Here is a 20,358-nt window from a genome sequence, read left to right on the forward strand (position 1 = left end):
CTTCCATATTAAGAAAGGAGTTTGTCATGCTCCCACAGGTTTTCAAGCAATGGATCGACAGTCAATATGAGCGCCCTCGCGGCATCGTCGGTACGTATATCGGAGAAAAAATGGTCCGTCAACATCGTATCGAGGTAGCGTGGACGCTCAATCAACTTTCCGTTCGGCCATCCTCCACCATCCTTGAATTAGGGTGCGGAGCAGGAGACGCATTGGCCTCGAGCCTGCGAAAATGGCCGGACGTTCAAGTCATCGGTCTCGACCGTTCTCCGACCATGGTTGCTTCCGCAAAAAAACGAAACAACCGTGCGCTACAAGCTAAACGGGTAAACGTTCTGCAGGGTGAGTTTCAATCCATTCCGCTTCCAAACGCGTCAGTCGGTTGCATCTTCAGCGTCCATACCCTCTATTTTTGGCAGGACATCGGGCTGGTGTTAGCTGAAATCGATCGTGTGTTGAAACCGGGTGGAACATTTGTCATCACGTATTGTGACGGTAAAGGGGATATCCACTGGGATGGGATTGAAACGTCGGTCCATGACCAGTTCATCCCTTCGGTTCAAAAAATGGGTTATCATGATGTCTCCATCGAGCGTGGTCCCGATTCCCGTGACTATCATACAGCCGCAATTACCGGAAGAAAGCCCGACTGAGTCGTCACATCCGATTTTTCCGGGTCAATGCCAAGCCGCCAAATCCGCTGATGACCGCGATATAAAAGCCTAAATCATAAAACCAGCCCGTGTTATTCACTTCATAAATGCGATACGAGTCATTGAATAATGCAAGGATAAGCGAAATCGGGGCAATCCATCCGTGCCAGATGCCCCAGAAGAATCCGGCCGGGTCCGACGTGTAGGTGCCGTCTCCGGGCACACATCCACCGAGAGCGAACACCATGCCAATTAAGATTGTGATCAGTCCTATTTTTTTCATGAATATCTCCTCCTCTTTTCTCTATTCCCTAATTTTGACTACATATGATGAAAAAATGCGTTCATCCGATTGGAGAACCCGATGATTAACCACACCATTCGTCGCTTCTATGTACATCCCGATCATCGACGGTCCGGTATCGGTCACACGCTCGTTTCTGCGATCATCGAGCAGACGAAGCCTTATTTTCTCCACCTCGTCCTCCATACTGATACGGCAAGGGATCACGCATTTTACGGAGCGATTGGATTCTCACCTGCAACAGAATATCTAAATGCTACGCATTGCCTCACGTTTGAGGCGTAAAAAGGCGAAGGATTTTGTCTCCTTCGCCTGCTTCAATCAGCGCCATAACTGTACCGAATTCGCAAACTCGATGTCCGTCTCGATTTCCCCGTCGAGGGTATCCAAGTCGAAATCCTTTCCGGCGAGCCATTCCTGAAATTGAAAGACGATCGGTTCCCGGTCCCCACCGAGCGCAAACCATGTCTCGAGCGTCTCAGGGAAATAGGCAGCCGTATGAATCGTACCGGCCCAGCTTTTATATAAATCGGAGAACACGCCTTTATCGGAATCGTTCATGAGCCGGAACGCACTCTCGGCATCTTGAATCAAATGATGGACCATCTTGATTTCCATCATCCGTCGTGTCGAGTCGTCGAGATGGTAACGATTCTCGTGCTGGAGAAGTTCGAAATGATTCGTACAAATAGTCGACTCCCGAACTTTGATGTCACGCGGTGTCGCTTCAATGACGCGCGTTTTTGACGAGCGATCGTGCACGACATACGTGAAGGAGCCGCGGTGCGGGATCTCTTTTAACAGGTCGACCGCCTCCTCGACGTTCGCACACGTCTCGAGAATGAGACGGCCGATCATCTGACAGACGAATCCGTCCCCGGGACGACGGCGATTGATGAAGTTGTATCCCATTGTCAGTCCTTTTTCATTCATCCCATCCATGCGACCGGTCACGCGGGAAACCGGTCCAATCACCGCATACCCCTCGTCCGGCTGGAAGACGTTAAAGCGTCCGTCATAGGTCATCGGATGGTAATCATAGTTCCGGACGAGGAAGTTGTCCCCCGTCAAAATCGAGCAACCACTCACCGGATTATTGACCCGGAAATGTCCGAAGTGCAGGAGCGTCTCCTGGAGAGACAGCTTCAGTTCGTCTTGAAGACCGAGCAGCTCCTCCCAAATTTTCGGGGCAAACCGGTCGAACGCCTCTTTCGCCGCAGTCGCATCGATTTCAAAACGCGGGACACGCAGCTTCCATTGGTCGGTCCGATTCTCGAGCAGTTTACTTCTTTTAATATATTCTCCCTGAAAGCGGCCAAAGTCATAATGACTGCCGCGAAATTGTGTGAGTTCACTTGAGACCCGTTGCATGCAAAAACCTCCCTTGCGCCCATTATAGCGGACACGCGGGAGGTCTGTCTGAAGTGAGCCTGCTTCAAATCTTGAACTGCCGGCTCATCTGTTGCATCGCAGCGGCTGTGTGCGACAACTCTTCGACGAGACGGTTCATCGTCTCGCTCGTCGAGGACATCTGTTCGGTCGACGCCGCGACTTCTTCGTTGCCGGCCGTACTCTCTTCTGAAATCGAGGCGATTTCGGACAGGCCATGCTGAATGTTGTGTTGGTTTGCCTTCACCTGGTCCAACTGACCTTGCATCGAACCCGTCAACTGTTGCATGTGACGGACGCTTTGTTCGATTTCATTGAAGGCTTGCTTCGTCGACTCGAGCGTCACTTTTCCTTCTTCTGCAGCTTCGACGCTCTCCTGGAACGTCTGGCCGAGCGTGATGGAGTTTTGCTTCACGCTGCCGACGATTGCCGAGATCTCGCCGACCGACTCAGCGACGTTGTCGGAAAGTTTACGGATTTCAGTGGCCACGACCGCAAATCCTTTTCCATGCTCCCCGGCACGCGCGGCCTCGATGGCCGCATTTAATGCCAGCAAGTTCGTGCGCTGTGAAATCTGATGAATCATCGTGACGAGCGCCGTCACTTCGTCTGCCTGCTGCTCAAAATCTTTCACCTGAGTCTGCGAGCGCTGGACTTGATTCCGGATGTTCATCATTTTTTCAACAGCATTGTCCATGTACGCCAATCCGTCTGTCGTCATGTTGCTGACGACATCGGCCTGTTTGCTGACATCCTGTCCGTCTGCTGTTGTCTGTTCGACAAACGAAGAGAATTCATTCATATGGCCGTACAGCTTCATCGTCAATTCACTCTGAGCCTCGGCTCCGCTGGCGATGGTCTCCATCGTCCCTGCAATTTGACTCGATGCCTCATTTACTTCTTTTGAGACGCTCGATACACGCCCGCTTTCATCATGTACGGTCTGGGCGGATGCTTGTAAATTGGCGATCAGGTCTCGCAAAATGTGAGTCATTTGGTCCATCGAGGACGTGAGACGTTTGACTTCATCATTTGATCGGACGCGAATCTGCTCCACCTCTAGCGAGGCGGACACTAAATCCCCATCTGCAATCGACGAGGCAACCCGCTCCAATGCTTGAAGCGGTCGCAGTTTCCATACAAAATACAGCCAGAATAAGAAACCTGCAATCGCGAGCGGGAGCGCAATGCCGAGTGCAATGGTCAAAAAGCTGTCTTCTAAAATGTTCGAGGTGATTGCGTCAATCTTCTCCGGATTCGCCATGAACGCCTCGTATGTATCCGCATCAATCGTGTCACTCATCCGTGTATCGTCCTCGAGAGACACGGCACGTACTGTGCTGAGAACGGTCTGTTTTGTGCTGTAGGCTTGGAACCAGCCGATCGATCCAATCAATAGCACGATAAATACAATCATCATCGCCAAAATCTGAGTTTGAAGCAATGGTCCTTGTGCTTTTTTCATATTATTCCCTCCACAGTCTAATCACTGTTTTTATCGGTAAAAATGGAAATGATTACACAAAAAAACGGACAATCTTTGTGAATTGTCCGTCACAATATTTCAATTCGTTCCGTTGACCACTTCAAGAGGGACCGTGATTTCCGCTTCGCCTTCTTCCGCCATATGGAAGAGTGGGAGCGTCTCGGCCACGAACAGATCCGGGTCGACGTCTACTTGATACTCATACGTCCGAATATCTTCTTCCCGCTCCGCAATCAATTCGCCAAACGGAATGGCGATGCGATTTCCATCGACCTCGTAACTGATGACCGTTGTCGGATCGAGACGACGATTTTCAAGCATCCGGATCGTGAAGAGCATCGTTGAGCTGTTCGTCCGTTCGAGAGAGACGGCGATGGCATCGGATTGACCCGCCCGTTTTGCAATCATCGTTTCCTCCACGTTTTGCTCGTACACCACGTTCTCGTCGTTCGGTTTTTCTGTCTGTAATTGTTGGCAGCCTACGACAGTCATCAGGCCGACCAACACGGTTATTACGATTGCACGCATCCTGCTTCTCCTCACTTCAGGGCGAAAGTGAGTTCTGCCTCACAAGCGACTTCTCCGTCCACCGTGGCGATGGCACGTCCTTTGCCGATCGGACCACGAATTTTCATGATTTCGACTTCGAGGCGCAACTGGTCGCCTGGCACGACTTGACGCTTGAATCGACAATGATCGATTCCGGCGAAAAAGGCAAGCTTGCCTCGATTCGATTCGTCTTTCAACATCGCGAATGCCCCGACTTGTGCGAGTGCTTCTACGATCAAGACACCTGGCATGACGTTATAATCCGGGAAGTGCCCGTTAAAGAACTCTTCGTTTGCCGTGACGTTTTTCAATCCGACAGCTCGTTTCTTCTCCTCGACCTCGATGATTCGGTCAATCAGTAAAAACGGATACCGGTGTGGAATGACTTCTTTTATTTGTTCGATTGTGTACATGGGTTCACCGCCTTTAAGAGGTTAGCCAAAAATCGGTGATATGGCGCCACGTGTCGATGTCAAACACATCTCTCCACTCTCCCCCGCCAATGACGCTATATCCGATGACCGCTCCTAGCGCGAGCATCGCAACAGCTAACAATAAGACCACGAGCACCCGCAACAAAATCGGGAAGCGGCGATTGTTCGATAATCGTACCCGTTCTGTCCGTTGTTTCGGCTCTTGTTCTGTTGAACTCGTCTGTTCTACTTTCGAACCCGTCTGTTCCTCAGAACCTTTTTGTTCTTCGTTCGCCACGTCCAACCATCCTTTCAGCTGAATTGATTATAACATATTAGTACCTGGTAATAAAACGAATAAATTGCTACCTATTAAGTGTACCCCATTGCGAAATGTCGAACAAGCACGCACCCTCGAGGCGGAGTCTCTCCTGTTTCGATTCGACCGCTACCTATGCTACCCTTATGGTATTCACTGACAGGAGGATTGTGTATGTGGAAAGAATTTAAAAAGTTCGCGATGCGGGGCAATGTCATCGACCTGGCCATCGCTGTCGTACTCGGTGCAGCCTTCACGGCAATCGTCAACTCGCTCGTCAATGACATCTTTATGCCGCTTCTCGGCATCGTGATCGGCGGGATCGACTTCTCAAGCCTGAAAGCTTCCGTCCTCGGGGTCGATGTGCTATACGGGAACTTCATTCAGCAAATCGTCTCGTTCTTCTTGATTGCTGTCGCCCTGTTCTTGATCGTCAAAGTCATCAACCGGTTGCAACAGGAAAAAGAAATCGAAGAAAAAGTGGCTCCTACCCCTACAAAGGAAGAACAGCTTCTTACGGAGATCCGCGACTTGTTAAAAGATCGCACCCTCTAATGAATCGCACGTCTGGACTACTTTGGTCCAGGCGTGTTTTCAATCACGTGAAAGACGCGCCTTACCGCTCCCGTCAACAATGGGGCTGCCTCCCACTTCGCTTCCGCAAGCGTCATGACGCGGGAGACGATCGGAAAGACGGCGACAATCCCCGCCTCCGGGTGGGAGGTCCAATCCGACTGTCCGGTAAAGACAAGCGTCGGTACGTCATACAGTTTGGCCAGCCGGGCCAGGCCATATGGCGCCTTCCCGTTGAGCGACTGCGCATCAAACATCCCTTCCCCTGTGATCAGCCAGTCTGCCGACTTCAATGCCTCTTCAAGCGCCGACCAACGGATGACTTCCTCGATCCCACTTACATATGTCGCACCTAACTGAAGGAGCGCAAAACCAATCCCTCCAGCCGCTCCTGCTCCCTTCGATTCAGCGAACGGGTGATCAAAACATGCCGCATAGGTTTGCAGGATATGATCATATCGCGCCACATCTTCCGGAACGAGCCCTTTTTGAGGTCCGAATACAGCCGCTGCTCCATGTTCTCCAATCAGCGGGTTTGACACGTCTGAGGCCATCCACCAATCGACGTCCTTCACACCCGGGTGCAGGTTCGACCAATCGATTGAGGCGACCTCCTCCAGTCGATGTGGAATTGTAGGTAAGGTCTGGCCCCGGCTGTCCAAAAAACGGGCGCCCATCGCCTCAAGCAACCCTTTCCCACCATCGATTGTGCCGCTTCCACCCAATCCTACTGTCACCCGTTTCGCTCCCCGGTCCAATGCCTGAACGATTTGCATCCCCGTACCATACGAGCTGTAACGCCAGGGATCCAAGTGATCGACCCGCGTTAGTCCGGTCGCCTCGGCCACTTCGATCACGGCGTGACGGTCCTCCGCGTCCCAGCCATATCGTGCCAAACGCGTCGTCCCGTCAAGCATGCGTACCTCTCCTGCAATCTCGACGGCATGTGGATGCGACAATAGCCAAGCATCCAAAAAACCTTCCCCGCCATCCGAAACCGGAATCGCATGAACGGTATGCCCCACGAGCGCCTGCGCGACGGCCCGGTTCGCCTCTATACTCGAAAGCGACCCTTTGAACGAATCCATTGCCACGATGATTTCCATCTCCATCCCCCTCTCTTCCATTTCAGTATAAAACAAAACCGCCTCTCCAAGGAGAAGCGGCTTCTATTACGGACGTAATGAGGTGACGAGCCCCATCATCTGATCACTCATGGAGAGTGCCCGTGAATTCATCTGATAGGCGCGTTGCGTGATCGTCATATCGGTCAGCTCTTTCGTCATATCGACGTTCGAAGACTCGAGTGCTCCTTCGATCAACAAGTTACCGAGCGGACGGTCGACGTCGGCCTCCAGATCGGCTGCGTAGACGTTCTCACCGAGTGGACGGAGCTCAGACGTATTGCGGACCTCGACGATATCGAGACGTCCGAATTCCTGCTCGACGCCGTTCACACGTGCCACGACGACGCCGTCTTGACGCACACGGTGGTTCGTGGCATCGTTCGGCATCGTGATTGGATTGCCATCGGTACCGCGTAACGCGTTTCCGTTCACATCGACGAGCGTCGTCTCCTCACCGACAGAGAGTTGCATGTTCCCGCTCCGGGTCACGCCCACCCCGTCTGGTGTCTCGACGACAAAGAACTGACGACTCGCTTTCAAGAAGACGTCGAGTCCCCGTTCGGTCGTCCGGACTTGTCCGATATTGAATTGCTGGGTGATGTCGGCCACATGCCCACCGACCCCGATCCGAATTCCGTTCGGTGTATCGCGTCCGACCTCATACTCAGGACGAGGCTGGTTGTCATAGGCTTGCGATAAAAGTGACGCGAAATGACCTTGTTGGCGCTTAAAGCCGACCGTGTCAACGTTTGCGAGGTTATGTCCCGTCACGTCCAACTGACGCTGAAGTTGCGATAATGAGTTGACCGAGTTATAAATCGATTGCATGCCGTTCCTCCTTAACGAACCCGAGCGATTTCAATCGCACGCTCGGCACTTTTATCATATGCTTGCACGACTTTCTGGTTCGCCTCGAACTGGCGATACGTCATCATGAGATCGGCCATCGTCTGGTCGAGGTTGACGTTTGCTTCCTCGATGAATCCTTGCTGGAACTCGACCGGTGCCTGAGCCGGGGCCTCTCCCGTCACACGCCAATCATTCCCGACCTGTTCAAGTGTCGTCAAATCATCGATTTGGAAGGCTCCGAGCGTCGCCACGTTTTCACCGAGCGATGTGATGGTCCCGTCTTTAGCCAATTGAAACTCACTCGATGGCAACTGGATGCGTTCACCTTCGCTCGAGAGGATGTACCCGCCGTCTGATGAGCGGAGGAAACGGTCCTCATCAATCGAGAACCGACCGTTCGTCGTATAGCGTGTCTCCCCTTCCTGCTCGACGGCAAACATCGGGACGCCGGCTGTACCGGCTGCCGGTCTTAAATACACATCCGTCGGGCTGCTCGTCTCCGTCACACTGCCCGCTGTGAACTGAGGCATCGTCTCCTGTAAGTAGACACCCATCGAGAGGGTCCCCACTTCACCTTGGACACGCGACTTTCCATTATCCGGGTTACTCACTTGGGCGAGCAACATTTCCGGGAATGAACGGACGACACCGTCTGTGGCTTTAAAACCTGGTGTCCGTACGTTGCCGAGGTTATTGCTCAATATCTCTTGTTGGCGCTGCAAAGCGTTCATTGCGCCCGCCGCCGTATATAATCCGCGTAACATGATCGTCTTCCTTTCGTCCTCTAACGTATTCACTCTTTATATCGTACCAAAGGAAGGAAGCATTCACCGTTTTTTAAAAAAACTCAAATTTATTTGACCGTTGGAAGTTGAACGAGCATCGTCGTTCCTTCCCCGATTTGGGATTGAGCAGAGATCGTGCCACCATGTCGTTCCACGATTTCTTTACAGATGGCCAGACCGAGACCCGTTCCCCGGATGTCCCGGAGATCATCAGACTGCGCGCGGTAGAACTTGTCGAATAATCGTTCCAAATCACCCGCGCCCACACCGAGACCTTCGTCCTTAAACGCAATTTGAATCGAACGGCTGTCACACGTCACATCGATCGTGATATTCCCGCCAGCAGGAGAATACTTGATGGCATTGTTCACAATGTTGGAGAACACTTGCTTCAGTCGCGCCGGGTCTCCGGCAACGAAAATCGACTCATCACAATTGAAATGGAAGAAGTGCAGCTCGGTTGACCCGGCATGGACTTCGATGACGTCCGACAGCAAATCGAACAATCGTTCAACCGTGAATACTTCGTTCCCAATCCCCGCCTCCATCTTCTGCACATCCAATAGATCGTTGACGAGTTCTTCCAACCGTCTTGTCTCACGGCTGATCATTTGGGCATACTTCGTTCGCTTCTCCGTTTCGACTTCCCGCTTCTCCAACAGTTCGGCGAATCCTAAAATTGATGTCAACGGCGTTCTCAGTTCGTGAGAGACCGTCGAGACCAAATCCGTCTTCAATTGATCCGTCTCCATTTCTTTCGTGATGTCCCGGGAGACGAACATGACACCCACACGAACTTGTTGCACCTCAATCGGCTCGGCATACATGCGAACCGTTCGTTTTCCGCCGTGCATCGTGTATGTGAACGTCTCATCGAACAGTCCTAAATTTTTCGTACGGTGTGTAAAGCGGTCCAACCCTTCCGGATCGTCGATTTCTTTATAGAACTGTTCATAGTATGGGGCTAGAGAAAACAAATCATGCCGATCCTCAGAAGGTACCGGGCAATCATACAAATCAAACAGTGCACTGTTCCCGTACCGTTCATTCGTCGCCAGCTCGACAAACACTACGGAGTCCCGCATCGTGTGGACGATTCGTGCCGTCTTCTCACGCTCCCGATTGATTTCAACATGCTGGGCGATAAGCGATTCTGCCATGTCCGTGAACGCGCTTGCCAGCTGGCCGACTTCATTTTTCAGCGGTTTGACCGGAACGAGGGCCGCATAAGGGTCCGCTGCGAGTCGTTCACTGTTTCGAATCAACACCTGGATATGACGCGTCAATCGTATGATGTACGGTTGCATCGCCGCAAACAAGATCAGGATAGAACCAAGCAAGATGAGCAACCATAACCACTGCGCGTTTGCCAGCTGTCCGGATAAGGCGGCACGTAATGCCGTCTCCTGCCCGTCCAACGTCGTCCGGTAATCCGTGAACACCGACTCCATGTCGACGATGCTCGCGCTCATGTCCGCCGCACCGCTTGAGTTCAATTGAAATCGCGTCTGAGTAGACGTGTCATTTCTCGGCATGAACTGCCCGACCGTTTTCATTTGTAAAAACTCTTCGTCAATCTCCCCCCGCTCTTTCGACCTGACGTATTGCTCCAACGCGGGCATGACCCGTGTGGAATAGATCGTAAAGAGCAGTCGCGCATCTTCCGCAAATTGCTGTTCTTCTTTTGTATTCGCCTGTCCTTCAAACCAGGCGGTCTGTTCCTCGATGTCAGCGGCAGCCGACCGGGCCCGGTCGAGCAATGCCTGCTCCCCGAGGAGGACGTGTCCACGCATCTCATACTGCATCGATTGCCACGTTTCAAAAAGGTTCGTGGCATGCGACCGTTGAGAACTGATTCGTTCCAATTCGGCAGTCGTCGTATCAATCGTTCTCTGTGTATATAAATACGTCCCAATCGACGTGAGTGTAACCAACGCAATCAATAAATAAAAGACGGCAAACACTTGGCGACTGATTCGCTGTTCGATCCATTGTTTCATGATTAACCCTTCCTTCAGTCAATTCTTTCGTTCCAATCTATCGAGATAACCCGTCTAGCTGTTCAAAGCAGATGATTTCCTGTACGCTAAAGAGACATTCTCTGAATAAGCAATATATCGCCAAGGTCGAGTATAACGTGTCTTTCTCACAAAAAACTCACAAGCTCTCGGTGATATACCTAATAGAAATGCTTGAAGGATGTAGCCGTCTTCTTTTCATGACTTGTTGTCAAACCTCACGACTTTGTCACCCGTCACAAAAGGCAAGGCAATCGCACGAACGCAAGGTGTAGCACACATTTCACATCCGATGGTCTCTTCTGACCTTCACTTATAGAAAGGATGGAACCGATAATGCGTACGATTTTGATTGAAGATGAGCCTTTCCTCCTTCACATGATGGAACGATTCATATACGAGGAGCCTGCTTTCGATTGGATGGGGTCGTTTTCCGATCCGATGGAAGCACTCGATTACTTGAACACACAAGAAATCGACCTCATTTTCTTAGATATTGAAATGCCACAGATAAACGGGATTGAACTGGCGAAACGCTTACCGGCGCAAACCCAGGTCGTCTTCACGACGGCGCATCGCCATTATGCAGTCGAAGCGTTTGAACTTCACGCTACCCACTACCTGCTTAAACCGATCACGTCCCAAATGATTCGTGACCTCGTTCCGCGGGTCACGAGCCGATACGAGGCGACACACCGTACGAAGCCGACGCGTTCCTGTACGATTCAATGTTTTGACCATTTTTCGGTCACAACGTCAAACGGTGAATTTATTAAATGGCCGACACAGAAAACGGAGGAATTGTTCGCCTATATGCTCTTCCACCAGAATCAGGTCATGAACAAATGGTTGATTGCAGAGGCACTCTATCCGAACATCGACGATCCGCAACGCGCGCTCCACAATGTGTACAATCTCGTATATCGCTTGAAGAAAACGCTCACTGAATATCAAATGGACGCTTCCGTCCAAACGATGAACAACGGGTACTCGCTTCATTTAGATACTTGCCGGTGTGACTATTATGAGTGGCTCGCCGCGACAGACAAACCGTTTCCTATATCGGAGGTCAATACGCGACTCTTTGTCGATAAAGATTATAGCTGGCATTAAAAACAGGCAACTTCCTTTGATTGGAACGTTGCCTGTTTTGTCATGTTTTTCGGTTATTATTCCCTGGGACATGAAAACATCCCGATTCCGGCGAACAGAATCGGGATGCGTCATTATTTCATTTTGTCTAAATGCTCGAGCATGATGCCCGTACCGTGCGCCACGCTAAGTGTTGGTTCTTCAGCAATCATTACCGGAAGACCGACACGTTCTGCGACGAGTTGGTCGATCCCGTGAAGAAGCGAACCGCCGCCTGTCATGATGATGCCGCGGTCGATGATGTCTGCCGCGAGTTCTGGTGGTGTCTGTTCCAATACACGCTTCGTTGCTTCCACGATTTCATTCGCCGACTCTGCCATCGCCTCACGGAGTTCCTCCGAAGTGATGGTCACTGTACGTGGCAATCCACGTACCATGTCACGTCCGCGAATATCCATCGAACCGTTACGTCCTCCCGGGAAGACCGTCGCGATTTCTTTCTTGATTTGTTCAGCCGTCCGCTCTCCGATGATGAGCTTATGCTTGTCTTTGATTGCACGGAGGATGTCCGTGTCAAAACGGTCTCCGGCGATTTTGATTGTTTCGCCACAGACGATGTCGCCCATCGAGAGGATGGCAACGTCCGTCGTCCCGCCACCGATATCGATGATCATATGACCGACCGGCTTCCAAATATCCATGCCCGAACCGACGGCTGCCGCTTTCGGTTCCACAGCGAGGAAGACTTCTTTCGCCCCGGCTTTTTCTGCGGCTTCGCGAATCGCTTTCTCTTCAACCGGTGTCACATTCGCCGGTGTACAGATCAACATGCGAATCCCACCGAAGAAACCGCGTACGTGAATTTTTTCGATGAAATGACGAAGCATTTCTTCTGTCGTGGCGAAGTCAGCGATGACGCCGTCACGAAGTGGACGGATGGCGACGATATCGCCCGGTGTACGGCCGACCATTTCATACGCTTCCGTTCCGACGGCGAGCACTTTCCCTGTCGATCGTTTCATGGCAACGACAGATGGCTCATCCAATACAATTCCTTTTCCTTTGACATGAATGACAACGTTCGCTGTCCCTAAATCGATCCCGATATCTTTAGAAAACATGGTGTGTGGGTTCCTCCGTTCATTTCTTCATTGAAAAGAGCGAGAAGAGTCTCTCCTCGCTCTCGAATTCATGCTAAACAATTAGTTCTGGACCATTTCCTCAGCAACTTCGACTGTTCCTTCGATCCGTTCGATGTCTGCACCGAGCGCTTGAAGTTTTTTGTGGAAGTCAACGTATCCACGGTCAATATGATATAAATCTCCGACTCGTGTCTCTTCATCTGCAATGAGACCTGCTAAGACAAGAGCTGCACCAGCACGTAGGTCTGTTGAGACGACTTCTGCGCCTTGGAGACGAACCCCGCCTTTTACGATTGCTGAACGGCCTTCAATTTTAATGTCGGCGTTCATACGACGGAATTCCTCGACGTGCATGAATCGGTTTTCAAATACTGTTTCCGTAATGACAGATGTGCCACCGGCTTTTAATACGAGCGCCATCATCTGTGATTGCATATCCGTCGGGAAACCAGGGTGTGGCATTGTCTTCACGTCAACCGGTTTCAATTCATCCGGTGCCATAACACGCATACCTTCCGCAGTATCCTCAAATTTCACGCCCATTTCTTCCATTTTCGAAATGAGTGGGCGAAGGTGCTCACGTTCTGCACCGATGACTTCGATGTCACTTCCTGTGATCGCACCAGCGACGAGGAATGTCCCTGCTTCGATTCGGTCAGGAATGATCGAGTGTTCTGCCCCACGAAGTGTTTCTACACCTTCGATTCGAATCGTTTCTGTACCCGCTCCACGGACATGTGCACCCATGCCGTTCAAGAAGTTCGCCAAGTCGACGATTTCCGGTTCTTTTGCAACGTTTTCGATGACCGTTGTTCCTTCAGCAAGGACAGCTGCCATCATGATGTTTTCAGTTGCACCGACTGATGGGAAGTCCAAGTAGATCTTCGCACCTTTCAGGCGACCGTCAACAGACGCTTCGACAAAACCGTTCCCGATTACCGTCTTCGCACCCATCGCCTCGAAGCCTTTTAAGTGGAGGTCGATTGGACGTGATCCAATCGAGCATCCGCCCGGCATCGCAACACGTGCATGGCCGAGGCGTGCAAGGAGAGGTCCCATAACAAGGATTGAAGCACGCATCTTGCGAACATACTCAAGTGGCGCCTCATCTTTGATTGTGCCCGACGCGTCGACAGTAACTTCATTCTTCTCTTCATTGAACGCAACCTCTGCACCGAGGTGACGAAGTACTTTGTTAATTGTATAAACATCAGCGAGACGTGGTACATTTTGTAGTACTGATTTTCCTTCGCTAGCTAAAAGAGTGGCAACCAATGTTTTGAGTACGGCGTTTTTTGCTCCCTCAACGCGTACAGTACCTGACAGTTTACGTCCTCCACGGACTACAATCAAATCCTTCATATCTCTCTTTGTCCTCCAACTTCATTGTTTTTTTATATGATGCGTCGATATCCGTTTTCCGGATGTAGGTATGTCGATTATTAGAATGGTTTGCGAAACGTGGTGTACTTGCATCAGAAGAAATTATCATAAAATCAAGCCAAATCTGATGTCAAGCTACCATGTCAGACGAATTCATCCTACATGATAAACATATAGGAGTCGTTACAGCAGGATTACAATTTTTTAAATGTTGTTTTACCTACTGCATGGGTGCGAGTGCCTGTGCTAATCGGATGTACTCCAAGAAGAACTGGGCGATCAGTGAACCGAAGACGACGGCAACGAGGACGCGCAGAACAGCTGCCTGCGGACTTCTCACTTGGTTGAGCAATTTGTCCCATTTGACGGGTAAAAGAGCCCACCAGGCGACGTAAATCGCTACGACATAAATCACGAGCGATAATACGGTATTGATCATCGACGATTCCCCTCTTTTCCAAAATTCGTACCATTTTTAATCATATCACGACGTGTTAGAGAAAAAAAGACCTAGTGTCTTACCGTTTGAGCGAATGGATGCATCCTATCAACTCACTTTCTCTCTTCAACCACATGCGAAAAGGGCGTCATCGGCGCAAGGCCTTTACTACATTAATTGACGCACCTTTCATATTTCAAACATTATTCTCCGGATTCGTCAAGCGTACGTGACCATCGAATCGCTTCAATGTAGTGCCGGGACCAGTCTGGAGCGTCTTCATTTACCGGTACTGTCAAGCGTTCATAGGCGATCACGCTCTCAAGTAATTCCCGCAGCACATTGCGCTCTCCGAGTAAGGCCGCTTTGGCCATCCGTTCAATTGGTAACTCTTCGACCAAGGTCTGCATCGAGTCATCCAAGATGATATCAAGCGACGAAAAAATTCCGGTGATGAAGGCGTCAAATGGTGCCACACCCACCATTGTCTCTTCTGCAATCAATTCCATCATTTTTCCCCGGATGACACTCTGTTTAATCAATTCCTTCGACTCTGAAATTTGCATCTCACGTAGCAACATCAAATAGGACCAACGTCGCATCTCGTCTAATCCGATGCGGGCGATCGCCTGTTCGATCGAGCGAATGGTACGTCTCCCTTTTTGGTAAACCGTGTTGACCGAACGCAGCATCTTGTAAGACAAATCGACACTTCGTTCAATTTGACCGGCGATTCGTTTAAAATTCGGCTCCGGACGGTCTAATTCTTTCAACACTTCGGTCAATGTATGTCGGAGAGGATGAACTTCCGCCCCGTGCACGACCGTCGGACGACTGAAATAGTAGCCCTGGAACATTTTGTATCCAAGTCGCTTCGCTGTATCATATTCGCTCTTCGTTTCGATTTTCTCAGCCAAAAACTCGACACGGTGACCGAGGGCACTGATGATTTTCTTCTGTTGTTCGACCGGTGTCGCCTGATAATCAATTTTAATGATATCGGCCAGTCCAATGAGCGGACGATACTTTTCTTCAAACACAAAATCATCAAGGGCAATCGTATATCCCTTTTTCCTCAATGACCGCAACGCATCCAACACTTTCTCCGTCGGCTCAACGTGTTCGAGCACTTCGACGACGAGCGATTGCCGAGGTAATAAAGAGGGTACTTCCCCTTCAATTAGTATTTGAGGAAAGTTAATGAAGGCCCGTGTCCCTTCTGTCAGCTCACGAAAATTGAAGACGAGATAGGCGTTATGAATGACGTCAGCCGTTGCCAAAGAATCATCAACATTCTCGAAAATATTTTTTTCGCTGCGGCGATATAACAACTCGTAGCCGCAAACGCGTAATTTTTGGTCAAAAATTGGTTGTCGCGCAACGTAAACTTTCATTTTTTACTCTCCTTTACGATAGTTCCCATCTTTATTATCGGTTTTAACCCGTACATTTTCTACTATTTCCACCACTTTCCATCATCGCACGTTCTTTAGCGTTGTACCACAAAAAAACTCCCACACGCTCTGGTGTGGGAGTTTTTTATTAGTCGTTCATATCGCGAATGCTTAAGCGGTTGATCGCTTTTTTGAGCGCGAGTTCCGCACGGCGGAATTCACGTTCTGAGAGCTTCGTGTCCTGAAGACGACGTTCAGCTCGAACTTTCGCCGCAGAAGCGCGATCATAGTCAATTTTATCCGCAAGTTCAGCCGTTTCAGCCAAGATCGTCACCGTATCGGGACGAACTTCCATGAAACCGCCGCTGATTGCGATCAGCGTGCGTCCACCATCTTCGTGGCGCAGTTTAAGAACTGAGACGTCGAGCGGAGTCACCATCGGTACGTGTTTCGGTAAAATACCGAGTTCACCTGTTGCCGCTTTGGCGATGACCATCCGTGCGTCCCCTTCATAGGCTGCACCATCCGGGGTGACGACGTTGACGTGAAGAGTATTCATCGTCTAGTTTCCCCCTTCCGCGTAGGTCTTAGACCAACGTCTTCGCTTTTTCGATGACGTCTTCGATTGGACCAACGAGACGGAATGCATCTTCAGGAAGATCGTCGTGTTTACCTTCGAGGATCTCTTTGAAGCCGCGTACTGTCTCTTTAACTGGTACGTACGAGCCTTTCTGACCTGTGAACTGCTCTGCTACGTGGAAGTTTTGTGACAAGAAGAATTGAATACGACGTGCACGGTGTACCGTGAGTTTGTCGTCTTCTGACAACTCGTCCATACCAAGGATGGCGATGATGTCTTGAAGTTCTTTATAACGCTGAAGCGTCTGTTGAACGCCACGCGCGATTTCGTAGTGCTCTTTCCCTACAATTTCAGGAGAGAGGGCACGTGAAGTCGAAGCAAGCGGGTCAACGGCTGGGTAGATCCCCATCTCCGAGAGACGACGCTCAAGGTTCGTTGTTGCATCAAGGTGGGCGAACGTTGTTGCCGGAGCCGGGTCCGTGTAGTCATCGGCTGGTACGTAAACCGCTTGGATCGAAGTAACCGAACCTTTAGCAGTCGATGTGATTCGCTCTTGAAGCATACCCATTTCCGTAGCAAGTGTCGGCTGGTAACCTACCGCCGATGGCATACGTCCGAGAAGGGCCGATACCTCAGAACCTGCTTGTGTGAAACGGAAGATGTTATCGACGAAGAGAAGAACGTCTTGTCCTTGCTCATCACGGAAGTATTCTGCCATTGTCAAACCAGTCAAGGCAACACGGAGACGTGCGCCAGGCGGTTCGTTCATCTGACCGAATACCATCGCTGTTTGCTTGATAACACCTGAGTCCGTCATCTCGTGGAACAAGTCATTTCCTTCACGCGTACGCTCACCGACTCCTGCGAATACAGAAATCCCGCTGTGCTCTTGCGCGATGTTGTTAATGAGTTCCTGGATGAGGACGGTCTTCCCTACACCGGCACCACCGAAGAGGCCGATTTTACCACCTTTGATGTATGGCGCGAGAAGGTCGACGACTTTGATCCCTGTTTCAAGGATTTCAACTTTCGTTGACAATTCGTCGAATGTCGGCGCTTGACGGTGAATCGGTGCACGAAGCACGTCAGCTGCCACTTCTTTATCATCGATCGGGTTACCGAGGACGTTGAAGACGCGTCCGAGTGTCGCTTCTCCAACTGGTACCGAAATCGGTGAACCTAAGTCAAGTACTTCCATGCCGCGGCGAACGCCGTCGGTTGAGTCCATCGCAATCGTACGGACCGTATCGTCGCCAAGGTGAACAGCTACCTCGAGCGTCAAGTCAACACTGACATCTTCTGCCGACGTTGCCACGTGTGTGACTTTGAGGGCGTTGTAGATGTTCGGTAAATGGTTGTCGAACTTAACGTCGATAACTGGGCCCATGACTGCGACTACGCGGCCTTTAATGCCGTATTCGTTCATCGTGTTAGCCTCCTACAATCTAGAGGGCGTGCGCTTATTCAAGCGCCGCCGCACCTCCGACAATCTCTGTGATTTCTTGTGTGATCGCTGCTTGACGCGCGCGGTTGAATTTGAGTTTGAGTCCGCGAATGAGTTCATCCGCGTTATCCGTCGCATTCGACATCGCCGTCATCCGGGCTGCGTGTTCCGATACTTTCGCATCGAGAAGTGCACCGTAGATGAGTCCTTCCGCATAACGTGGAAGGAGCGCCGCTAAGATCGTTTCTTCTTCTGGTTCGTATTCATACATTATATCTGATGCGGACTGTTCGATATTCCCAAGTGGGAGCAATTGTTGAATCTTCACTTCCTGGCTGATGACCGAGATAAATGAGTTGTAGCAAAGCTTCAATTCATCGATCTCGCTTTCGCTGAAGGCACCAACCGTCTGTTTGACGATTTCTGCGACTTCGACGAAAGTTGGTTGGTCGTTGAGCCCTGTCATCGCGCTGTACACCGGAATGTTGCGTGATTTGAAGAACTGGACACCGACTTTTCCGATCACGTAAAGACGATACTCATCTGTTGATGTGTGCTTGTCTTTGAGTTCACGGTACACGTCACGCAACACGCTGGCGTTGTATCCGCCTGCGAGTCCACGGTCTGACGTGATGACGATGTAGCCGGTCCGTTTGACAGGACGTACTTGAAGCATCGGATGCGTCGCGCCTGATGTACCACCGGCGATCGACGAGATGACTTCCTGCAACTTGTCCATGTACGGCTTGAAGTTGGCGTTGTTCCCTTGGGCCCGGTTCAACTTCGATGCCGACACCATGTTCATCGCTTTCGTGATTTGCTTCGTGCTTTGGGTCGAGGTGATCCGCGTCTGGATCTCACGTAATGATGCCATTTCGATTCACCACCTTAATAGACGCTCGTCACCGGATTAAACCGATGGCGAGAACGTCTTTTTGAATTCCGTAATTGCATCGACCATTGCCTCGTCTGCAGGAAGGTTTCCTGTCTGACGGATTTCACGGCAGAGGTCTTTACGGTTTTGGTCGAGCCATGCGTTCATTTCTTTTTCGAAACGACGGATGTCTTCGACTGGGATGTCATCGAGATGACCTTTCGTGAGCGCGTAGATGATGATGACTTGCTTGTCTACAGAAAGCGGTGCGTTCAAGTCTTGTTTCAAGACTTCAACCGTACGCTGACCACGGTTCAACTTCGCTTGTGTCGCTTTATCGAGATCTGACCCGAACTGAGCGAACGCTTCGAGCTCACGGTATGACGCGAGGTCAAGACGAAGTGTACCAGCAACTTTCTTCATCGCTTTCACCTGTGCCGAACCACCAACACGTGATACCGAGAGACCGGCGTTGATCGCTGGGCGTACCCCAGAGAAGAAGAGGTCCGACTGAAGGAAGATCTGACCATCCGTGATCGAGATAACGTTTGTCGGGATATATGCTGAGATATCCGATGCTTGTGTCTCGATGAACGGAAGTGCCGTCAATGAACCGCCGCCGAGTTCGTCGTTCAACTTCGCCGCACGCTCAAGAAGGCGTGAGTGGAGGTAGAAGACATCCCCTGGGTAGGCTTCGCGGCCTGGAGGACGACGGAGAAGAAGCGAGAGCTCACGGTAAGCAGCCGCTTGTTTCGAGAGGTCATCATATACGACGAGGACGTGTTGTCCACGGTCCATGAAGTACTCACCCATCGATACCCCAGCGAATGGTGCGAGGTAAAGAAGTGGCGCTGGCTGTGAAGCCGATGCTGAAACAACGATTGTATAATCGAGGGCGCCGTTTTGACGAAGCGTCTCAACTACACCACGAACAGTCGATTCTTTCTGACCGATCGCGACGTAGATACAAATCATATTTTCTTCTTTTTGGTTGATGATTGTATCGATGGCAACCGAAGTCTTACCTGTTTGACGGTCACCGATGATGAGCTCACGTTGACCACGACCGATTGGAACGAGGGCGTCAATCGCCTTAATTCCTGTTTGAAGTGGCTCGTGAACAGATTTACGTGCCATAACGCCGTAAGCTTTACGCTCAATCGGGTTATAGTTGTCTGTTACGATTGGTCCTTGACCATCGATTGGTTGTCCGAGCGGGTTAACGACACGTCCGAGGAGTGCCTCACCAACTGGTACTTCCATGATGCGGCCTGTACGTTTGACAGAGTCGCCTTCTTTGATGCCTTTGTAATCGCCAAGGATGATAATCCCGACGTTACCTTCTTCTAAGTTTTGCGCCAAGCCCATTACGCCGTTAGAGAACTCTACGAGTTCCCCCGCCATAACGTTATCGAGTCCGTGTGCACGAGCGATACCGTCACCTACTTGAATGACTGTACCTGTTTCACTGACTTCGATTTCAGAACCGTACGAAGCGATTCGTTCTTTTAGCAGGGCGCTGATTTCTTCAGCTTTGATTGTCAT

The 20,358-nt window shown here is 50.7% G+C and carries 22 protein-coding genes; 4 read left to right on the forward strand and 18 right to left on the reverse strand.

Annotation, left to right across the window (positions count from 1 at the left end; translation table 11 throughout):
• Positions 1–26: 26 nt before the first annotated feature.
• Positions 27–653, forward strand: a complete 627-nt coding sequence (locus KNP03_RS04930; protein ID WP_214826001.1) for a class I SAM-dependent methyltransferase — start codon at positions 27–29, stop codon at positions 651–653.
• Positions 654–657: 4 nt separating this feature from the next.
• On the opposite strand, the gene KNP03_RS04935 is transcribed toward KNP03_RS04930, so the two are convergent.
• Positions 658–936: a hypothetical protein gene (locus KNP03_RS04935; RefSeq protein WP_214826003.1), complete on the reverse strand. Its 279-nt coding sequence runs from the start codon at positions 934–936 to the stop codon at positions 658–660.
• Positions 937–1,017: 81 nt separating this feature from the next.
• Between KNP03_RS04935 and KNP03_RS04940 the strand changes: the two genes are divergently transcribed.
• The gene (locus tag KNP03_RS04940) at positions 1,018–1,242 is read left to right on the forward strand and encodes a GNAT family N-acetyltransferase (protein WP_214826005.1); all 225 of its coding nucleotides are present in this window, start codon (positions 1,018–1,020) and stop codon (positions 1,240–1,242) included.
• A 36-nt stretch (positions 1,243–1,278) separates the two neighbouring features.
• Here KNP03_RS04940 and KNP03_RS04945 read toward each other — a convergent pair whose 3' ends face one another.
• The 5 genes from KNP03_RS04945 to KNP03_RS13595 form a co-directional block, all read right to left on the reverse strand.
• Entirely contained in the window at positions 1,279–2,328 is a 1,050-nt protein-coding gene (locus KNP03_RS04945; protein ID WP_214826008.1) for a C45 family autoproteolytic acyltransferase/hydrolase, read from the reverse strand.
• Between the two features lie 64 nt (positions 2,329–2,392).
• Entirely contained in the window at positions 2,393–3,811 is a 1,419-nt protein-coding gene (locus tag KNP03_RS04950; protein WP_214826010.1) for a methyl-accepting chemotaxis protein, read from the reverse strand.
• A 99-nt stretch (positions 3,812–3,910) separates the two neighbouring features.
• Positions 3,911–4,360: a hypothetical protein gene (locus KNP03_RS04955; protein ID WP_214826012.1), complete on the reverse strand. Its 450-nt coding sequence runs from the start codon at positions 4,358–4,360 to the stop codon at positions 3,911–3,913.
• 11 nt (positions 4,361–4,371) lie between these two features.
• A complete protein-coding gene (gene fabZ / locus KNP03_RS04960) occupies positions 4,372–4,794 on the reverse strand; it encodes a 3-hydroxyacyl-ACP dehydratase FabZ (protein ID WP_214826014.1) in 423 nt (140 codons plus the stop codon).
• Between the two features lie 13 nt (positions 4,795–4,807).
• A complete protein-coding gene (locus tag KNP03_RS13595) occupies positions 4,808–5,092 on the reverse strand; it encodes a DNA-directed RNA polymerase subunit beta (protein WP_214826016.1) in 285 nt (94 codons plus the stop codon).
• Between the two features lie 195 nt (positions 5,093–5,287).
• Here KNP03_RS13595 and mscL point away from each other — a divergent pair, with 195 nt between their 5' ends.
• The gene (mscL, locus tag KNP03_RS04970) at positions 5,288–5,668 is read left to right on the forward strand and encodes a large conductance mechanosensitive channel protein MscL (RefSeq protein ID WP_214826027.1); all 381 of its coding nucleotides are present in this window, start codon (positions 5,288–5,290) and stop codon (positions 5,666–5,668) included.
• A 17-nt stretch (positions 5,669–5,685) separates the two neighbouring features.
• Here mscL and KNP03_RS04975 read toward each other — a convergent pair whose 3' ends face one another.
• The 4 genes from KNP03_RS04975 to KNP03_RS04990 form a co-directional block, all read right to left on the reverse strand.
• Positions 5,686–6,792 (reverse strand): glycerate kinase family protein, encoded by a 1,107-nt coding sequence (locus KNP03_RS04975; protein WP_214826029.1) that lies wholly within the window; start codon positions 6,790–6,792, stop codon positions 5,686–5,688.
• 66 nt (positions 6,793–6,858) lie between these two features.
• Positions 6,859–7,641: a flagellar hook-basal body protein gene (locus KNP03_RS04980; RefSeq protein WP_214826036.1), complete on the reverse strand. Its 783-nt coding sequence runs from the start codon at positions 7,639–7,641 to the stop codon at positions 6,859–6,861.
• An 11-nt stretch (positions 7,642–7,652) separates the two neighbouring features.
• Complete coding sequence (locus tag KNP03_RS04985; protein ID WP_214826038.1) at positions 7,653–8,426, reverse strand: flagellar hook-basal body protein; 774 nt, start codon at positions 8,424–8,426, stop codon at positions 7,653–7,655.
• A gap of 89 nt (positions 8,427–8,515) precedes the next feature.
• On the reverse strand, positions 8,516–10,447 hold the full coding sequence (locus tag KNP03_RS04990; RefSeq protein WP_214826040.1) for a HAMP domain-containing sensor histidine kinase: 1,932 nt from the start codon (positions 10,445–10,447) through the stop codon (positions 8,516–8,518).
• Positions 10,448–10,801: 354 nt separating this feature from the next.
• Here KNP03_RS04990 and KNP03_RS04995 point away from each other — a divergent pair, with 354 nt between their 5' ends.
• A complete protein-coding gene (locus KNP03_RS04995) occupies positions 10,802–11,578 on the forward strand; it encodes a LytR/AlgR family response regulator transcription factor (RefSeq protein WP_214826042.1) in 777 nt (258 codons plus the stop codon).
• Between the two features lie 113 nt (positions 11,579–11,691).
• Here KNP03_RS04995 and mreB read toward each other — a convergent pair whose 3' ends face one another.
• From mreB to atpA, 8 genes are all read right to left on the reverse strand, one after another.
• The gene (gene mreB, locus KNP03_RS05000; RefSeq protein WP_214826044.1) at positions 11,692–12,678 is read right to left on the reverse strand and encodes a rod shape-determining protein; all 987 of its coding nucleotides are present in this window, start codon (positions 12,676–12,678) and stop codon (positions 11,692–11,694) included.
• Between the two features lie 81 nt (positions 12,679–12,759).
• Positions 12,760–14,061, reverse strand: a complete 1,302-nt coding sequence (murA, locus tag KNP03_RS05005) for a UDP-N-acetylglucosamine 1-carboxyvinyltransferase (RefSeq protein WP_214826046.1) — start codon at positions 14,059–14,061, stop codon at positions 12,760–12,762.
• 241 nt (positions 14,062–14,302) lie between these two features.
• Positions 14,303–14,521, reverse strand: a complete 219-nt coding sequence (locus KNP03_RS05010) for a DUF1146 family protein (RefSeq protein WP_214826048.1) — start codon at positions 14,519–14,521, stop codon at positions 14,303–14,305.
• Between the two features lie 203 nt (positions 14,522–14,724).
• On the reverse strand, positions 14,725–15,915 hold the full coding sequence (locus KNP03_RS05015; protein WP_214826050.1) for an EAL and HDOD domain-containing protein: 1,191 nt from the start codon (positions 15,913–15,915) through the stop codon (positions 14,725–14,727).
• A 148-nt stretch (positions 15,916–16,063) separates the two neighbouring features.
• Positions 16,064–16,474 carry a F0F1 ATP synthase subunit epsilon gene (locus tag KNP03_RS05020; protein ID WP_214826052.1) on the reverse strand — a complete coding sequence of 137 codons (411 nt, stop codon included), beginning with the start codon at positions 16,472–16,474 and terminating at the stop codon, positions 16,064–16,066.
• Positions 16,475–16,502: 28 nt separating this feature from the next.
• The gene (atpD, locus tag KNP03_RS05025; protein ID WP_214826054.1) at positions 16,503–17,921 is read right to left on the reverse strand and encodes a F0F1 ATP synthase subunit beta; all 1,419 of its coding nucleotides are present in this window, start codon (positions 17,919–17,921) and stop codon (positions 16,503–16,505) included.
• A gap of 34 nt (positions 17,922–17,955) precedes the next feature.
• Positions 17,956–18,813 (reverse strand): ATP synthase F1 subunit gamma, encoded by an 858-nt coding sequence (atpG, locus tag KNP03_RS05030; RefSeq protein ID WP_214826056.1) that lies wholly within the window; start codon positions 18,811–18,813, stop codon positions 17,956–17,958.
• A gap of 36 nt (positions 18,814–18,849) precedes the next feature.
• On the reverse strand, positions 18,850–20,358 hold the full coding sequence (gene atpA / locus KNP03_RS05035) for a F0F1 ATP synthase subunit alpha (RefSeq protein ID WP_214826057.1): 1,509 nt from the start codon (positions 20,356–20,358) through the stop codon (positions 18,850–18,852).

Source organism: Exiguobacterium algae (assembly GCF_018617875.1).
In the GTDB taxonomy this organism is placed as follows: Bacteria; Bacillota; Bacilli; order Exiguobacteriales; family Exiguobacteriaceae; genus Exiguobacterium; species Exiguobacterium algae.

Coding starts and splice junctions, on each gene's coding strand:
- KNP03_RS04930 (WP_214826001.1), top strand. CDS start 27: ATGCTCCCACAGGTTTTCAAGCAATGGATCGACAGTCAATATGAGCGC.
- KNP03_RS04935 (WP_214826003.1), bottom strand. CDS start 936: ATGAAAAAAATAGGACTGATCACAATCTTAATTGGCATGGTGTTCGCT.
- KNP03_RS04940 (WP_214826005.1), top strand. CDS start 1,018: ATGATTAACCACACCATTCGTCGCTTCTATGTACATCCCGATCATCGA.
- KNP03_RS04945 (WP_214826008.1), bottom strand. CDS start 2,328: ATGCAACGGGTCTCAAGTGAACTCACACAATTTCGCGGCAGTCATTAT.
- KNP03_RS04950 (WP_214826010.1), bottom strand. CDS start 3,811: ATGAAAAAAGCACAAGGACCATTGCTTCAAACTCAGATTTTGGCGATG.
- KNP03_RS04955 (WP_214826012.1), bottom strand. CDS start 4,360: ATGCGTGCAATCGTAATAACCGTGTTGGTCGGCCTGATGACTGTCGTA.
- fabZ (WP_214826014.1), bottom strand. CDS start 4,794: ATGTACACAATCGAACAAATAAAAGAAGTCATTCCACACCGGTATCCG.
- mscL (WP_214826027.1), top strand. CDS start 5,288: ATGTGGAAAGAATTTAAAAAGTTCGCGATGCGGGGCAATGTCATCGAC.
- KNP03_RS04975 (WP_214826029.1), bottom strand. CDS start 6,792: ATGGAAATCATCGTGGCAATGGATTCGTTCAAAGGGTCGCTTTCGAGT.
- KNP03_RS04980 (WP_214826036.1), bottom strand. CDS start 7,641: ATGCAATCGATTTATAACTCGGTCAACTCATTATCGCAACTTCAGCGT.
- KNP03_RS04985 (WP_214826038.1), bottom strand. CDS start 8,426: ATGTTACGCGGATTATATACGGCGGCGGGCGCAATGAACGCTTTGCAG.
- KNP03_RS04990 (WP_214826040.1), bottom strand. CDS start 10,447: ATGAAACAATGGATCGAACAGCGAATCAGTCGCCAAGTGTTTGCCGTC.
- KNP03_RS04995 (WP_214826042.1), top strand. CDS start 10,802: ATGCGTACGATTTTGATTGAAGATGAGCCTTTCCTCCTTCACATGATG.
- mreB (WP_214826044.1), bottom strand. CDS start 12,678: ATGTTTTCTAAAGATATCGGGATCGATTTAGGGACAGCGAACGTTGTC.
- murA (WP_214826046.1), bottom strand. CDS start 14,061: ATGAAGGATTTGATTGTAGTCCGTGGAGGACGTAAACTGTCAGGTACT.
- KNP03_RS05010 (WP_214826048.1), bottom strand. CDS start 14,521: ATGATCAATACCGTATTATCGCTCGTGATTTATGTCGTAGCGATTTAC.
- KNP03_RS05015 (WP_214826050.1), bottom strand. CDS start 15,915: ATGAAAGTTTACGTTGCGCGACAACCAATTTTTGACCAAAAATTACGC.
- KNP03_RS05020 (WP_214826052.1), bottom strand. CDS start 16,474: ATGAATACTCTTCACGTCAACGTCGTCACCCCGGATGGTGCAGCCTAT.
- atpD (WP_214826054.1), bottom strand. CDS start 17,921: ATGAACGAATACGGCATTAAAGGCCGCGTAGTCGCAGTCATGGGCCCA.
- atpG (WP_214826056.1), bottom strand. CDS start 18,813: ATGGCATCATTACGTGAGATCCAGACGCGGATCACCTCGACCCAAAGC.
- atpA (WP_214826057.1), bottom strand. CDS start 20,358: ATGACAATCAAAGCTGAAGAAATCAGCGCCCTGCTAAAAGAACGAATC.